At 73.3% G+C, this 15,227-nt stretch carries 11 protein-coding genes; 5 read left to right on the forward strand and 6 right to left on the reverse strand.

The genetic code is table 11. The features are described from left to right. Nucleotides 1–7: 7 nt before the first annotated feature. Nucleotides 8–880, reverse strand: coding sequence for a LysR family transcriptional regulator (locus tag AC07DA_RS18805; protein ID WP_479129273.1), 873 nt, complete (start codon nucleotides 878–880; stop codon nucleotides 8–10). 212 nt (nucleotides 881–1,092) lie between these two features. Between AC07DA_RS18805 and AC07DA_RS18810 the strand changes: the two genes are divergently transcribed. The 4 genes from AC07DA_RS18810 (at nucleotide 1,093) to AC07DA_RS18825 (ending at nucleotide 8,131) form a co-directional block, all read left to right on the forward strand. Continuing rightward, nucleotides 1,093–1,965, forward strand: coding sequence for an aldo/keto reductase family oxidoreductase (locus tag AC07DA_RS18810; protein ID WP_479129274.1), 873 nt, complete (start codon nucleotides 1,093–1,095; stop codon nucleotides 1,963–1,965). A 589-nt stretch (nucleotides 1,966–2,554) separates the two neighbouring features. Then, nucleotides 2,555–5,077 carry a SpoIIE family protein phosphatase gene (locus AC07DA_RS18815; protein WP_479129275.1) on the forward strand — a complete coding sequence of 841 codons (2,523 nt, stop codon included), beginning with the start codon at nucleotides 2,555–2,557 and terminating at the stop codon, nucleotides 5,075–5,077. A gap of 578 nt (nucleotides 5,078–5,655) precedes the next feature. Beyond that, nucleotides 5,656–7,164 carry a DUF4246 domain-containing protein gene (locus tag AC07DA_RS18820; protein WP_479129276.1) on the forward strand — a complete coding sequence of 503 codons (1,509 nt, stop codon included), beginning with the start codon at nucleotides 5,656–5,658 and terminating at the stop codon, nucleotides 7,162–7,164. A 124-nt stretch (nucleotides 7,165–7,288) separates the two neighbouring features. Then, nucleotides 7,289–8,131 (forward strand): alpha/beta fold hydrolase, encoded by an 843-nt coding sequence (locus AC07DA_RS18825; RefSeq protein ID WP_479129277.1) that lies wholly within the window; start codon nucleotides 7,289–7,291, stop codon nucleotides 8,129–8,131. Here the strand turns inward: AC07DA_RS18825 and AC07DA_RS18830 are convergent. After that, entirely contained in the window at nucleotides 8,128–8,916 is a 789-nt protein-coding gene (locus AC07DA_RS18830; protein ID WP_479129278.1) for a class I SAM-dependent methyltransferase, read from the reverse strand. The genes AC07DA_RS18825 and AC07DA_RS18830 overlap by 4 nt on opposite strands. 103 nt (nucleotides 8,917–9,019) lie before the next feature. On the opposite strand from AC07DA_RS18830, the gene AC07DA_RS18835 reads away from it, so the two are divergent. After that, nucleotides 9,020–9,649, forward strand: coding sequence for a dihydrofolate reductase family protein (locus AC07DA_RS18835; protein WP_479129453.1), 630 nt, complete (start codon nucleotides 9,020–9,022; stop codon nucleotides 9,647–9,649). Here the strand turns inward: AC07DA_RS18835 and AC07DA_RS18840 are convergent. The 4 genes from AC07DA_RS18840 to AC07DA_RS18855 all read right to left on the reverse strand — a co-directional run bounded on the left by AC07DA_RS18840 (nucleotide 9,600) and on the right by AC07DA_RS18855 (nucleotide 15,215). Next, nucleotides 9,600–9,803, reverse strand: a complete 204-nt coding sequence (locus AC07DA_RS18840) for a cold-shock protein (RefSeq protein WP_014677112.1) — start codon at nucleotides 9,801–9,803, stop codon at nucleotides 9,600–9,602. The two genes, AC07DA_RS18835 and AC07DA_RS18840, sit on opposite strands and share 50 nt — an antisense overlap. Before the next feature lie 490 nt (nucleotides 9,804–10,293). Next, the gene (locus AC07DA_RS18845; RefSeq protein WP_479129279.1) at nucleotides 10,294–10,683 is read right to left on the reverse strand and encodes an STAS domain-containing protein; all 390 of its coding nucleotides are present in this window, start codon (nucleotides 10,681–10,683) and stop codon (nucleotides 10,294–10,296) included. A 60-nt stretch (nucleotides 10,684–10,743) separates the two neighbouring features. Then, nucleotides 10,744–11,049, reverse strand: a complete 306-nt coding sequence (locus AC07DA_RS18850; RefSeq protein WP_479129280.1) for an STAS domain-containing protein — start codon at nucleotides 11,047–11,049, stop codon at nucleotides 10,744–10,746. Next, entirely contained in the window at nucleotides 11,046–15,215 is a 4,170-nt protein-coding gene (locus AC07DA_RS18855) for a SpoIIE family protein phosphatase (protein WP_479129281.1), read from the reverse strand. The genes AC07DA_RS18850 and AC07DA_RS18855 overlap by 4 nt, the downstream gene beginning before the upstream one ends. Nucleotides 15,216–15,227 lie beyond the last annotated feature (12 nt).

Here is a 15,227-nt window from a genome sequence, read left to right on the forward strand (position 1 = left end):
ACCGGGCTCACAGCCGTGTGGCCGTGCGGACCAGTCCCGCCAGGGCGAGGGAGCGGCTGTGCGCCGGCCAGGCGATGTGGGTGACGACGGGGGGCGCGTCGGCCAGCGGGACGGCGGCGTGCTCGGACCACAGCCAGGCCCGGGCGGATTCGGGGAAGACCGCCACGGTGCGTCCGAGGGCGATCAGCTGCGCCAGCTGGGTCTGGTCGTGCACCACCGGGCCCTCGCCGGCGCCGGAGGTGCCGTGGCGGGACCAGCGGGCGAGCGGTAGGTCCGGGATGCTGGTGACCTCGGCCAGGGACAGACTCCCGCGCGCGGCGAGGGGATGCCCGGCGGGCAGGATGGCGATCTGCCCTTCGGTCAGCAGTTCCTCGCTGTCGAACCCCGCGAGGGAGTTGAACGGTGCATGCATGAGCGCCACGTCGGCACGGCCGTCGCGCAGCATGTCCCCCTGCTCGCACATGCCGCTCGGCAGCACCTCGACCTCGACCGCGTCGGGCTCGGCCGCGTAGGCGTCCAGGAGCTTGCGCAGCAGCTCGTGCGACGCGGCGGCCTTCACCGCCAGCACCAGCCGGTTGCGGCGGCCGCCGTCGCTGTCGGCGCCGCCTGCGCGGCGGGTGCGGCGCGCGGCTGCGGTGATCGCGTCGAGGGCCGCACGGCCCTCGTGCAGCAGCATGTCACCGGCACCGGTCAGGGCGACACCCCGGCGGTTGCGCTCCAGCAGGCGGACGCCGAGCCGCCGTTCCAACTGCTGGATGGCCCGGGACAGAGGCGGCTGGGCCATGCCCAGGCGCTCGGCGGCGCGGCCGAAGTGCAGTTCCTCGGCCACGGCCATGAAGTACCTGAGCTCGCGGGTCTCCAGATGCTCCGAGGTCTCCATGGGCGCAGCGTAGCCGGTGATACCGGCCAGGTATCACCGGCCACCGTTTCGGTATTGGCTGGGCCGCCCGCGTGCGGGTGAGTATCGACCGCGGCGGAGCAGTGAGGACCCGGGTCCGCGGCCGGCACGGCCACGTTGCGCCCCGGCAGGCCACGGACCACGTGACACGCAGCCCGCCCCCTGACATCCGTCCCACGGAAGAGGACTCGGCCATGGACGCGCATGCGACCGCACTGCCCGGAGGCACCTGGCTCCTGGGTGACCTGACCGTCACACGCTTCGGCTACGGCGCCATGCAGCTCGCCGGCCCGGGGGTCATGGGACCGCCCGCCGACCACGACGGCGCCATCGCCGTCCTGCGGGAGGCCGCCGCCCGCGGGATCACCCACATCGACACCGCCGGCGCCTACGGGCCCCGCGTCACCAACCGGCTGATCCGTGAAGCGCTGCACCCCTATCCCGCATCGCTGCGCATCGTGACCAAGGTCGGAGCGGTCCGCGACCCGCAGGGCGGCTGGCCCATCGCCCGGCGGCCCTCGGAGCTGCGCCGCGCCGTCCACGAGAACCTGCAGGACCTCGGCCTCGACACGCTCGACGTGGTCAACCTCCGGCTCGGCGACGCCCAGGGCCCCCGGCCCGGCTCGCTCGCCGAGCCCTTCGAGACCCTCGCCGAACTCCGGCAACAGGGTCTGATCCGACACCTGGGAGTGAGCAACGCGACCGCGGAACAGGTCGCCGAGGCACGGACGATCGCGCCGATCGTGTGTGTGCAGAACCTGTACAACCTCGCCCACCGCCACGACGACGAACTGATCGACCACCTCGCCGCCGAGGACATCGCCTACGTGCCGTACTTCCCGCTCGGCGGCTTCACCCCGCTGCAGTCCGCGGCGCTCTCCGCGGTGGCCGACCGGCTCGCGTCGACGCCGATGTCGGTCGCCCTGGCCTGGCTGCTGCAGCGCTCGCCGAACATACTGCTCATCCCCGGCACCTCGTCACTGGCGCACCTGCGCGAGAACATCGCCGGCGCGGGACTCGCGCTGTCCGGCGAGGACCTCGCCGAGCTGGACGAGATCGGCCACTAGGCGAGCTCTTCGGCGGCGGACGAGGCACGGGCCGCGAAAGGAACCCTCCGGACCGGGCCGGCCGTCGCGCAGGCGCCCCGGACCCGGCACGACGCGCTCAGCAGGCCGCGTAGCCTCCGTCCACGGGCAGCACGGCGCCCGTGACGTACGACGACCCCGGACAGGCGAGGTGCTGTGGAGCAGGTCGCGCGCGTCGTCGGCCGTGGGTCTCGGCGAGCGGGCCGGACCGCTGGAGTCCGCGGCAGAGGACGACCACGCCCACCTCCCCCCAGCTGGTCCGCGGCCGTGGCGGCGAGCGTGGAGACGAAGGTCTCGTCGTCGAGGTCTCCCGGGCGGAGGGGACGGGCAGCGACCGGAGGGGCGCTGGACGGGTAGCGACCGGAGGGGCGCTGGGAGGCGACCCGCCTCGCGCGTATGCCCATGTGGCTCACCGGATCGTACCGGGCTCCCTTGGAGGGCTCTGTCCCCCGGGTGGAACGGGCTCCCGCCGTCTTCCGCCGGTGCCGCGCACGCGAGCCGGCGGCCGGAGCGCCGTGGAGCGGGGGCCGATTTAGGCTGGAAGCAGCCGCTGGAGACCAGCCCTGACGGGATGGCTGTCCGGACGGAGGCGTGGCGCGTGGAGATGGCCGACAAGCAGGACGCTCCCACTGCCGTCGCAGTGGTGGACGCGGACGGCATCGTGAGCGGCTGGAGCGAGGGGGGCCGCTCGGTGCTGGGCTGGACGGCGCAGGACACCGTCGGCCGCCCGGTGACCGACCTGCTGGCCGGTGCCCCGCCGCCCGGCTTCCCCGTGGACCAGGGCACCGGTCCGGCCGGGTCCCTCCCCGTGCGCCACAGGGACGGCTCCACCGTGGACGCCGTCGTAGCGGCTCAGCCCCTGTCGGGCCCCGACGGGCGGCCACTGGGCCACGTGGTGACCTTCCAGCGCTGGGAGCGCCGCCCGCTGATCGCCGACCGGGCCTTCGAGCAGTGCCCCTTCGCTCTGGGCGTGTACGACCCCGAACTGCGCTTCCTGTGGATCAACGCCTCGTCCGGCCGGGTGATAGCGCACTCCGAGGAGCAGGTGCTCGGCAGGCAGTACCGGGAGGTGCTGCCCGAGTTCGACCGCACGCTGTTCCCCGAGAGGGACGACAAGCCCTACACCGACAAGCTCGCCGAAGTGGCGAGGACGGGCGAGCCCGCGCGTCTCATCACCGTCTTCCGTCCTCGCGGCAGCAACTACGCCAACGCCTGGGCCACCAGCATCTGGCCCGTCCGGGACGGCGACGGCAGGGTTCGCGCGGTCGCCAACTGGGGGTTCGACATGAGCGCCGAGTACTGGGCTCGGCAACGCCTGCTCATCCTCAACGAGGCCAGCGGCGGGATCGGCCGCACCCTCGACGTCCTCGGCACCGCCCGGGAACTGGCCCGCACGCCGGTGCCGGTCTTCGTCGACCTCGTCAGCGTGGATCTCTTCGACGAGGTACTGCGCGGAGAGGAACCGCCCTCGGCGTCCGCGTTCACCTCCGGCGAGACGGCCGGACTCAGCCGTGCCGCCCGGCACAGCAGGACGGAGGACACCGGCCGGGCTCCGGGACCCCCGTCACCGGTCACGCACCCGCCCGGCTCGGTCGCCGCCCGCTGCATGGCCACCGGCAGGTCCACGGTCGAACTCGCCGTCGAGCCCGGTGAGGGCGGCGAGTGGGCCTTCGGACCCGGCCTCGCGGCGGACCCCGCCCACTGGCCGCCCGGCAACCCGGTGATCGAGGAGTCCCTCGCCGCCGAAGGGCTGACCGGCCGGATCACCGTGCCGCTCCGGGCGCGCGGCGCGCTGCTCGGCGTCGTCGCCTTCTGCCGCCTGGACCGGCCCGAGGCGTTCACCGCCGACGACCTGATCCTCGCCGAGGAGCTGGCCGCCAAGGCGGCCGTCGCCATCGACAACGCCCGCCGGTACTCGCGCGAGCGCACGACCGCGCTGACCCTGCAACGCAGCCTGCTGCCGCAGGGGCTGCCGGACCAGGAGTCGGTCGACGTGGCGTCCCGGTACTCGCCCGGCGGGACCGGCACGGAGGTGGGCGGCGACTGGTTCGACGTCATTCCGCTGTCCGGCGCCCGTGTCGCCCTGGTCGTGGGCGATGTCGTCGGTCACGGCCTGCACGCCTCGGCCAGCATGGGCCGGCTGCGCACGGCGGTCCGCACCCTCGCCGACGTCGACCTGCCGCCCGACGAACTGCTGACGCATCTGGACGACCTGGTCCTCCACCTGGCGAGCGACCTCCGGCCCGGCAGTCACTTCCAGCCCACCGGTGAGTCCGGCGCCACCTGCCTGTACGCCGTCTACGACCCCGTCTCCCGACGCCTCACCCTGGCCAGCGCCGGCCACCCCCTGCCGCTGATCATCCATCCGGACGGCACCACGGCCGCGGTGACCGCACAACCCGGACCGCCGCTCGGCATCGGCGGACTGCCCTTCGAGGCCACCGAGCTGCGACTGCCGGAGGGCAGCCTGCTCGCCCTGTACACCGACGGCCTGGTGGGGAGCCGCGAGCGCGAGGCCGACCAGGGGCTCGCCGAACTCCAGCGGGTGCTGAGCCGCTCGGTCACGTCCCTGGAGGCGCTGTGCGACACGGTGATGGATGCCCTGCTCCCCGCACGCCGCACCGACGACGCCGCCCTGCTGCTCGCGCGCACGCACGGTCTCGATCCGCAGCACGTCGCCGACTGGGACGTCGAGCCCGACCCCGCCCAGGTGCCGCTCGCCAGGAAGTTCGCCGTGGACCAGGTGGACGCCTGGGGCCTGGAGGAGGCGTCCTTCGTCACCGAGCTGGTCGTCAGCGAGCTGGTCACCAACGCCATCAGATACGGCGAACCGCCGATCAGGCTGCGGCTGATCCGTGACGCCTCGCTGATCTGCGAGGTCTCCGACTGCAGCAACACCGCCCCGCACCTGCGCCGGGCCCGTGTCTTCGACGAGGGCGGCCGGGGCCTGTTGCTCGTCGCCCAGCTCACCCAGGGATGGGGAACCCGGCACACCACCGACGGCAAGACGATCTGGTGCGCACAAGCCCTCCCCCAGCGTCCGGCGCCGGACGAGCCGTACGACGGCACCGGCCCGTCGGCGGACCACCCGTAGGCGACGGACCCTCCATGTCCGGGCGCGGGTACCGCTTCCGCCCCTTCCGGCCCGGCACGGGAGCCGTCGCAGCAGAGGCACGGCCAGCGGCCGCCAGGCCGGGGTGCGGTCCGCTCATGTCGCGTCCTCGCCGGCGGCGGTGGAGGCGGCGGCGCGCGCGCCACGGGAACAGGCGGGCAGGTCGGCCCAGCGAACGGTTCGCCCGGGACCGATCCGCGTCCCGGACCGGAGGGACAGAGCGGCGACGATGCCCAGGCCGCGGCCGCACTCGTCGGAATCCGGCCCGTCGGGGTACTCCGTAGTGGGTGAGGACGATGCGCGCGCGGTGACGCAGGGTGCGGAGCGCCTCGGAGATGCGCGGGACGGGGGAAGACGCGGGCCGCGCCGGCGGGCGCGGTGACGTCGGGAGCGGTCCTCCGCGTGGCCGAGGTGGCGCCGGCAGCTTCGATGCCCGGGGGGATCCCGGCCTCCTCCACCCGCTGGAGCGAATCACCCGAAGGCCCCCTGACCAGGGCCGCGTTGTCAGTGCGCTCACGTATCCTTCCCGCCACCTGACCACGACCGGGAGGACCAGGACCTTGACCGGCTTGTCCGCTTTCCCCTTGCCTTTTCACGCCGCCCGTTCCCTGTCGTTCGCGGCGCCGCGAACGCTGCGGGAACTCCAGATGATGCGGTGCAGCGCGCACATCCGGGCGAAACCGGGGTGGTCCGACAAGATGAACGACCCCGGCATCGTCGCCAGGTGGACACGGGAAGCGGTCGCCCAGGGCCTCACCGAGGCGCAGGTCCGCTACGTGCTCGCCGAACTCGGGCACTACGCCGCGCTGCGGGACGAACGGACCGGCATGGAGGTGTCCGCCGTCGACGGGGTGTGGCAGTCGGACACGCTGGTCGACGACGAGCTCGGATCCCGGCTGCGCCGGGCGGTGCGGGTGCTGGAGCAGGTCCCCGAAGCGGAGCAGGACTGGCATCCCGGCTCCGACGGCCAGGTGCTGGACCTGGTGCATCCGTCCCTGTTCTGCCTGGTGAGGGAGGTGAGCGGCGCACCCGCGCAGACGTGGCGGAACCCGACGGACCGCTACTCGAAGTACGAGTTCTCTGAGCGGTTCCAGTGGCTGCCGACGGACGTCGACGTCAGTGCCGACGGCGATGTCGCCTTCCGCTCGTACGTCAACAACGTCCACCCCGACAGGCACCGCGAACTGGCCCGCGTCCTCCCGGACCTGTTCGCGCGCATACGCCCCCTCCTGGAGAACGTGCTCACCGATCTGCGCCACCCGCGCCCGCTGCGGATCCAGGCCGATCCCTACGGGTGGTACGACTCGGAGCCGGAGCACCCGCTCAAGTCCTCCTACAGTGACGAGCAGGCCTACGAGCAAGCACTCCGTGCCTGGGAGGTGGCCCAGGACGACTGGTGGGAGAACCGCCGCCCGGTCGTCCCGGACGCTCCGGCCTTCACCCCGCCCGAGGTGCCCGGCGCGTCCGACCGGATCGACCTGCGCGGCCACCGCCTCCAGGTCATCGTCAAGCTCGCCACCGTTCACCTCACCCCGGACAAGCCCGAGTACCCCGGCGGTTCCTGGCATGTCGAGGGGATGCTGAACGAGCGCATCGTCTCGACCTGCATCTACTACTGGGACAGCGAGAACATCACCGAGAGCCGGTTGAGTTTCCGGGCGGCGCTCGACGATCCGCGGTACGAGCAGAACGACGACAACGGGCTCCGCGAGGTCTACGGCCTGGAGGACGAGGACGCGCTGAACCAGGTACTGGGATCCGCATCGACCCCGGCAGGCCGCTGTCTGGCGTTCCCGAACATCCTGCAACACCGTGTCGGCTCGTTCCGGCTCGCGGACCCCACCCGCCCGGGACATCGCAAGATCCTCGCGTTCTTCCTGGTCGACCCCTCGGAGAGGATCGTCTCGACCTCCGACGTGCCACCGCAGCAACCGTGGGCCGACACCTCGACCATGACGCTCGAGCAGGCCAGGCACTATCGCGAAGAGCTCATGCGGGAACGCAAGTTCTTCGTCGACGAGCACAACGAGCAGCTGTACGAGCGGGAGTTCTCCCTCTGCGAGCACTGAACCGGCGCGGGCAGCGATGAGTCCGGGCGGCGATCGACGTCTGTCCTGGCATGACTTCTCTCATCAGCGCCCCCGCGCCCTCGGCCGCCACGCACCTGACCCACGTCGTCGTCCCGGTGATCCGATGACCACGGTCAGCGTCAACGGAATCGCCCTGGGCGTCGAGTCGTTCGGCGACGACGACGCACCCCTCGTGCTGCTCGCGGGCGGGACGACGATGCTCTCGTGGCCCGACGCCCTGTGCGAACGTCTCGCCGCCGGCGGTCGCCGCGCCGTGCGCTACGACCTGCGCGACAGCGGCGAGTCGACGACGTCGGACCCCGAGGCTCCCGCCTACACCCTGCGCGACCTCGCCGCCGACGCGGCGGCCCTCGCCGGCGCACTCGGCGGCGGGCCCGCACACCTCGCGGGGATCGGCGTCGGCGGGATGGTCGCCCAGGTCGCCGCGCTCGACCATCCGGGCTCCTTCTCGGCGCTCACCCTGGTCGGCACCCGCGCGGTCGCCCCCGGCCCGCCCGACGACGACCTGCCCGACCACGACCGGGCGACGATGCGCGGGCTGTTCGCCCGTCCGACGCCCGACTGGACCGACCGCGAGGCGGTGGCGGAGTTCGCCGCCGCCGGCGCGGAGATCCTCGGCGACGACCCCACGGCCGCGCGCGAGCTCGCCGGACGCGTCTGGGACCGCACACCCGGCACCGCGCCCGCGCTCCACCTGGCCAACCAGGTGGGCATGGTGTTCTCGAAGCTCGACTGCGGACCCCGCTGGCGCGAGCGCCTGCCCGGGATCGCGGTCCCCACGCTCGTCGTCCACGGCCGCCGTAACCGGTTCTTCCCCGTGGGCAACGGCGAGGCGATCGCGCGCGAGATCCCCGGGGCGCGGCTGCTCCTGCTGGAGTCGGTTGCCACGGCGATCCCGGACGCGGCGGCCGACGAGGTCGCCGAGGCGATGCTCACGCTCGGCTAGTGCCGTGACCGCGACCGACCACCACAGGGGCCGGGCCGCTGGGTCCCGGCAGCGCCCGGCGGTGGCGGGGAGACGGTCCCGTCCCCGGCGGGGCGGCACGCGCTCACCAGCAGCGTGTCGGCGGTACGCGGCCCGTCGGCGGCGGCAGGCAGCCGTTCGACGGTGATGCCGGTGAACCCGGCTTCCTCGAGCAACCCGGCCCACACGTGCTCCTGGAGGACCCAGCGGCGCAGCGTGGTGGCTTCGCCGTCCGGCGTCCTCGCCGGGATGGCGGTAGCCACCGCGCGGGTCCGGGCGGGTGCTCCGCCCGGGTAGTGGGCGAGAGTGGCGAACACCAGCCGTCCGCCGGGTCCGAGGGAGGCGGCCGCCGCGGGCAGCGCCTCGCGCGGGTCGGTGAAGTCCAGTGCGCCGAAGACGCTGTACAGCACGTCGTACGCGCCGTGCGCCGCCCGGAGGTGGGACACCACCTCGGACCGCACGATGCCCAGGCGGGGGGCCAGGTGGCCGTAGAGGCCGGTCGCCATGGCGTGCTGGGCGGGCGACGCGTCGAGGGCGACGACCCGCGCGGGCCGGTGATGGACCGTCAGGTATGCCGCGTGCCGGGCCGCTCCGGCGCCGAGGTCGCCCACACGGCGCCCGTGCAGGTCACCGAGCACCTCGGGACCGGGCCCGGCGTCCTGGCCCCAGGTCCAGTGGAAGGTGCCGGGAACCGCACGGTCCCGGGCCGCGCGGTCGCGGCCGTAGTGGTGCCAGAGGTCGGGGGTGTCGGGGGTGTCGGTGGTCACCCAGCCCATCCTGTCCGACGACTCACCCCTTCAAATACTCCTCGACGGGACCCTACGCCGCACCGGACAACCCCTGGACATGGGCTGGGTGACGCCGTACGCGATGACCGACGCCGCCCGCGACCACCTCACCAGCCTCTGGCAGTCGGCGACCACGGCCCTGCTTGCTCGGCCGGGTCAACGCCGAGGGGTTACTGGGTTTCTGGCCCACCGGCATCGGCATGGAAGGTGCCGACCCGCGAGGTGGTCGCGGGCCTCAGGGGCCACCGGCGGTGGCGACATCCTCGTGCTCTCCAGCGCGAGCGTCATCGAGGCACTGCCGGCGGCTGGCCAGGTCGACCGGCTGGCGCTCACGGTCTTCCCGCTCTTCCTCGGCGGCGGGCCGCGCCTCTTCGACGACGGCCTGCCCGCGGGCTGGGGACGCTCACCAGCCAGAGCGCCGGCGAACACGGCACTCTGGCCCTCGTCAACGACCGAGTCCGCTGAGCCTTCCGCGACAGTCACGCGCGGACCCGAGCGTGTCGCCGGTCGGCGGAGCGTGGAGCACGCGACGCGTACAACGGGCCAGGGGCCCGGCTGGTGCCGGGCCCCTGGCGTGCGTAGCGGGACAGCGTGGAGGCTGCGGCCCCCGGGTGACGAGCCCTCGTGCCACTCCACGCGGGACGCCACGGCTGATGCGGGCGTCAGCCGCGCACGATGTTCTCGGCCTGCGGGCCCTTCTGGCCCTGGGTGACGTCGAATGTGACCGTCTCCCCCTCGACCAACTCCCGGTAGCCGTTGCCGGAGATGTTGGAGTAGTGAGCGAAGACGTCCGGTCCACCACCGTCCTGGGCGATGAAGCCGAAGCCCTTTTCGGAGTTGAACCACTTCACGGTGCCGCTGGCCATACTGCGTCCTTCGATCGCGCCGGGGGTACCGGCCGGAGTGAGTAACGGGGCCTTCCGCCTGGCGAAGGCGCCCGCGTCCGTTCTACCCCGACCAGGGCCCGCTCATTCGATCATTCGTCCACGAGTCGGATGCGATGTGATCCGATCGTGTTGCCCTGGGAGGGACGGCGGAGCCGGTGAGGCCTGCTGCCGCGGCACAGTGGTAGGGGGACCCGGGCCCACTCGTGGACGATGCGCCGGGCGTTCAGCGAGTCCGCCGGTAGCCGCGCACGGTGAGTGCGGCTCCGTCGCGGCCGAAGGCGAGCGAGCTCACCGGGTCCCGGCGGTGAGCAGCCGGTGTCCGAGCGGACTCGTCGTCGCGTCCCACAGCCTCACCGTGCTGCCGCCCGCCACGGCCGGGACGCGCCCGTCGGATGAGCAGGCGAGTGCCGAGACCGCCGGGCTTGCGAGGGGTGATCTCGCGTTCGGGCGGGCGTGTCCCCTCCCCGCCTCAGCCGGACGCACTGCCCCCGTCGCCGGCCGGGGCACCGGGTGCCCCGGCGGCCACCGCCTCTGCCACGGTCGCGTGGACCGGCAGCAGTTCGGAGATGCCGGTCATGGTCACCATGCGCATGAGGCGCTCGGGGAGGTCGGCGAGGCGGAGGGAACCACCCTGGTTCTCAGCCGCGTGCAGGATCCTGATGAAGGTGCTGATGCCGGAGGAGTCGACGTACTCCACTCCCGCGAGATCCAGTACCAGATGCCGGGCTCCTTCGTTCAGCAGCGCGAAGACGTGCGCGCGCAACGAGACGGCCGAATGCAGGTCCACGTCTCCGGTGACGACGACGACCGCGGTGCTGTCGTCGAGGTGCTGGACGGTCACGCCGAGCGCGTCGGACACGTGGTCACACTCCTGGCAGGTACGGGAACGTCGAGGGGCGGGAGGGGAAGGCGGTGAGGGTCACGGCACGCCGTCGGCGCCGACGCGGTGGACGGTGGCCAGGTCGGCCAGGCCGGACACGGCGAGTACCGGCTCCAGCAGGGGGGTGACCATCAGCTCCAGCCGGTCGGCGTGGGCGAACAGCACGCTCAGGGCGGCGCTGTCCAGGTACTCGACCCCGGTCAGGTCCACGACGAGGGGCCCGGAGCCGGCGCCGAGGGCTTCGGCCAGGGCCGCGGCGTTGCTCATGTCGATCTCGCCGCTGACCGAGAGACGCGGGGTGCCGTCCGCACGCCGACCGGTGGTGAGGGTGAGCGGAGTGGTCATCGGGCGATCCTCATCTGCATGTCGACAGTGGTGCCGGAGGGGCCGGGAGTGATGGTCACCTGCTGCATCATGGCCCGCATCAGTGCCACACCGCGACCGCGGTGGGCGTGGGGCTCGGGCTGCGGTGCCTTCCATCGGCCGGAGTCGGCGACCGTCAGGCGCAGGGAGTCCGCGAAGGCCTCGGCGCTCAGGCGCACGGGCCGTCCCGGCGCGTGCCGGTGCCCGTGCTCGATCGCGTTGGCGCACGCCTCCCCCGCGGCGACGAGGACGTTCTGCGCGTCGTTCGGAGTCAGGTCGCACTCGGCGAGCCAGCTGCGCAGCGCGTTGCGGACCGGCGCCAGCTGGGAGGACTCGGCCGGGAAGGACAGGTCGAGCGGCGCCGGGTGGCGGTAGAGCAGCAGCGCCACGTCGTCGTCGTAGCCTCCGGCGGGCGCGAGCCGGCTCATCACCTCGGTGGCGAGCTCGTCGACGGGCAGGTCGCGGCCCTCCTGGACGGCCTTGCCGGCCTCGTCGATCCCCGTGCTGAGCGGGCGGCGACGGCGCTCCACGAGGCCGTCGGTGTAGAGCAGCAGCGTGGACCGGGCGGGCAGGGTGCACCGTGCTTCCGGGCGCCGGCTGCCCGGGCGTACCGCCAGCGGCAGGGAGCGCCCCTCCTCCAGCAGCCGGACGGTGCCGTCGGCGTGCGCGAGGATCCCCGGCGGGTGTCCGGCGGTGGAGTAGGTCAGTTCTCCCGTGCCGGGGTCGAAGACACCGCAGAACACGGTCGTGCACAGCGCGCCGGGAACGCTCGCGGCGAACTGGTCGAGTGCCATCAGCGTCCTGGCCGGGCTGGGCTCCTGCAGCATCAGCGCCCGGCAGGCGCTGCGCAGTTGGCCCATGACGCTGGCCGCCTCCACGCCTCGTCCGACGCAGTCGCCGACGACGATGCCGATCCGCCCGTCCGGCAGGGTGACCGTGTCGTACCAGTCGCCTCCCACCTCCAGCGGGCGCGTGGCGGGCTCGTACCGCACGGCGAAGCCGTCCGGGAGCCGTGCCGGGCCCAGGATGGCGCGCTGCAGCGCGATGGCGGTCTCGCGTTGCTGGTCGATCTGGTGGGCTCGCACCAGGCCCTGCGCGAGGCGCCCGGCCAGCAGGGAGAGCAGGACCTGGTCCTCGGCGGAGAACGGCCGGTGTTCCCCCAGGTCGATCCAGACGGCCAGCGGTCCGTCGGGGTGCTCCAGCAGGACGCCCGCGCCGGTGTCCTCGGCCACCGGGGAGAGGGGGGACCGCCCGCGCAGTCCGCTGAGCACGGCCCGGCGCTCGGCGGAAAGGCCCTCCCAGCTCGCGCCGGGGTCCGTGGCCGTCAGGGCCGGCACGTCACCGCGTGCGAAGAGGGCGGCCAGCACGGACCGCGCGCGCCACAGGCTCCGCAGTTCGTTCAGCGCGCTGGTGAGCGCCTCGGGGAGACTGGAGGCCTGCGACAGCACGGTGTTCAGCGCCGCCAGTGCCGTATTGCGCTGGATGACGTAGTGCTCGGCGGTGACGTCGCGGAACGTCCCGACGGTGGCCCGGCGCCCGGTGTCCGGGTCCTGGGCCTTGTTCCAGGTGACGGCGATCCACAGGCGGTGTCCGTCCCGGTGCGTGACGGGGACGGTGGTGGAACCCTGATCGTGTGCCAGCAGGTCGGCGAAGGCGGCGCCGACCTGACGGTGCGCCTCGGGGTCGGCGGCGGCGTCCGGCCACCAGGGGTGGATCGGCTTGTACGGCAGGTCCTCGGGGCCGTAGCCGAGGATGTCGGTGAAGGCGGTGTTGATCTCCACGACGGCTCCGGACTCGTCGCAGACGAAGAACGCCTCCTGCAGCGAATCGATGAGCGCGGTGCGCCACCGCAGGTGATGGCTGCGCAGCCGGGCCAGTTCGATGTTGGCGCGCACCCGGGCCAGCAGTTCGGCGGCGGCGAAGGGCTTGACGAGGTAGTCGTCCGCTCCCGCCTGCAGGCCCTCGATCGACGCCTCCTGCCCGGCGCGCGCCGACAGCAGCACGACGGGCACCGCGGCCGTGCGGGCGTCCGCGCGCAGTCTCGCCACCATGGCGCGCCCGTCCAGCCGGGGCATCATCACGTCGCTGACGACGAGGTCGGGGACGTCGCGGCGGACGGCGTGGAGGGCTTCGACGCCGTCGGCCACGGCGGTCACCTCGTAGCCCGCTCCGGCGAGCGTGCGGGAGAGGTACTCGCGCATGTCGGCGTTGTCGTCCGCCACCAGCACGCGGCCGCTGACGGGCCGGCCCGGCACCACGGCCGGGTTCGCGTCGCCCGGCACCCGAAGGGCGCCGTCCTCGGCGCCGGCGGCCGCCGGCAGCCAGCGCAGTGCCTCCTGCACGTAGGGGTCGGCGGTCGCGGAGACGGTGGTGCCGCTCGCCTCGGACACCACGGAGCCGGGCGGCAGGTGGGCGGTCCCGAACGGGATGCGGACGGTGAAGGTGGTGCCCTCGTCCTGGCGGCTCTCCGCGGTGATCGAGCCGCCGTGCAGACCGACCAGCTCCCGTACCAGGGCGAGTCCGATGCCGCTGCCCTCGTTCGAGCGGGAGCGGGCGTTCTCGATGCGGTGGAAGCGCTCGAACAGCCGGGGCATCTCCGCCTCCGGCACGCCGATCCCGGTGTCGGAGACGGTCACCACGGCGTGGGCGCCCGACCGGCGCACCCGGACCCGGACCGCACCGTCGAAGGTGAACTTCAGGGCGTTGCTCAGCAGATTGAGCACCACCTTCTCCCACATGCCGCGGTCGAGGTACACCGGCTCGCCCAGGGGCGGGCAGTCCACCTCGAAGGCGAGCCCGGCGCGTTCCACGGCCGAGCGGAAGACGCTGGCGAGTTCCGCGGTCGCCCCGGCCAGGTCGACCGGCTCGTGGCGGGCTTGCATACGGCCGGCCTCGATGCGGGAGAAGTCCAGCAGGGTGTTCACCAGCTTGCCCAGGCGCAGCCCGTTGCGGTGCACCACGTCCAGGTCCTGCCGGACGGCCTCGTCGGCGTCGGCGAACCGGCTGCGCAGTTCCTCGACGGGGCCCATGATCAGCGTCAGCGGGGTGCGGAACTCGTGGCTGATGTTGGAGAAGAAGGTGGTCTTGGCGCGGTCCAGCTCAGCGAGCTCCTCGGCCCGCCGCTGCTGGGCCTCGTAACTCCGGGCGCTGCCGATGCCGGAGGCGATGTACCCGGCCGTCAGCTCGATGAACCCCCGGTAGCCCTCGTCGAGCACGCGGTAGCGGTTCAGCGCCGCGACGCAGAAGCCGTAGGGGGCGCTGCCCTGCTGTACGAGCGGGACGACGAGCGCCTCCCGGGGCGGTTTCGGCCAGTCACCGGCGGGGAGGTCGGCGAACGCATCGCCGACCAGCGGCACCAGGGCCGTCTCGCCCTGGGCCAGCGCCGCGGCCGGCCACGGCCCGTCCGGGTCGTCGACGCGGAGGGCGGCGGGTGCCGCCGGGTGGCCCGCCGGGATGCCGGTGGCGGCGGACAGCCGGGCGGTGCCCTCGTCGAAGAGGTAGGTCAGGGTGAAGGGCAGGTCCCTGCGGTTGCGGTCCAGCTGCCGGCCGGTGAAGGCCAGCACCTCCTGCTCGGTGCGGATCACGCTCGGGTCCGAGCCCAGGTCCCGCAGCGTGGCCATCCGCCGCTCCCCGATCACCCGGTCGGTGTCCTCGCTGACGACGCACAGCATGCCCACCACGGCGCCGGCGTCGTCGCGCAGCGGGCTGTAGGAGAAGGTGTGGTACGTCTCCTCGCTGTAGCCGGACCGCTCCAGGAAGAGCAGCAGGCCCTCGTCCCAGGTGGCCTCGCCGGTGCGGAGCACGGTCTCGATGCGCGGGCCGATGTCGTCCCAGATCTCCGCCCAGACCTCGTTGGCGGGCCGCCCGAGCGCCCACGGGTACTTACGGCCCAGCGTGTCGCGCCGGTAGGCGGCGTTGCAGAAGAAGGTGAGCTGCTCACCCCACGCCATCCACATGGGGAAGCGCGAGGACAGCAGGATGCTGACGGCGGTCTGCAGGCTCTGCGGCCACCGCGCCGGCGGCCCGAGCGGCGTGGCCTCCCAGTTCACCCGGGCGAGGTCGCCGCCCACCTCGCGGTCGGCGGCGAACACGTCGCCTCCGGCCGACGCGGGCGACAGATCCTGTCCGGCCACGTCCGACTCCTCCACGCGCTACCCGCC

Source organism: Streptomyces sp. NPDC044921, assembly GCF_056432865.1.

Bases quoted from the DNA above. Each gene is read 5' to 3' on its own strand.
- AC07DA_RS18805 (WP_479129273.1), bottom strand. From the start codon at position 880: ATGGAGACCTCGGAGCATCTGGAGACCCGCGAGCTCAGGTACTTCATG.
- AC07DA_RS18810 (WP_479129274.1), top strand. From the start codon at position 1,093: ATGGACGCGCATGCGACCGCACTGCCCGGAGGCACCTGGCTCCTGGGT.
- AC07DA_RS18815 (WP_479129275.1), top strand. From the start codon at position 2,555: ATGGCTGTCCGGACGGAGGCGTGGCGCGTGGAGATGGCCGACAAGCAG.
- AC07DA_RS18825 (WP_479129277.1), top strand. From the start codon at position 7,289: ATGACCACGGTCAGCGTCAACGGAATCGCCCTGGGCGTCGAGTCGTTC.
- AC07DA_RS18835 (WP_479129453.1), top strand. From the start codon at position 9,020: ATGACCGACGCCGCCCGCGACCACCTCACCAGCCTCTGGCAGTCGGCG.
- AC07DA_RS18840 (WP_014677112.1), bottom strand. From the start codon at position 9,803: ATGGCCAGCGGCACCGTGAAGTGGTTCAACTCCGAAAAGGGCTTCGGC.
- AC07DA_RS18850 (WP_479129280.1), bottom strand. From the start codon at position 11,049: ATGACCACTCCGCTCACCCTCACCACCGGTCGGCGTGCGGACGGCACC.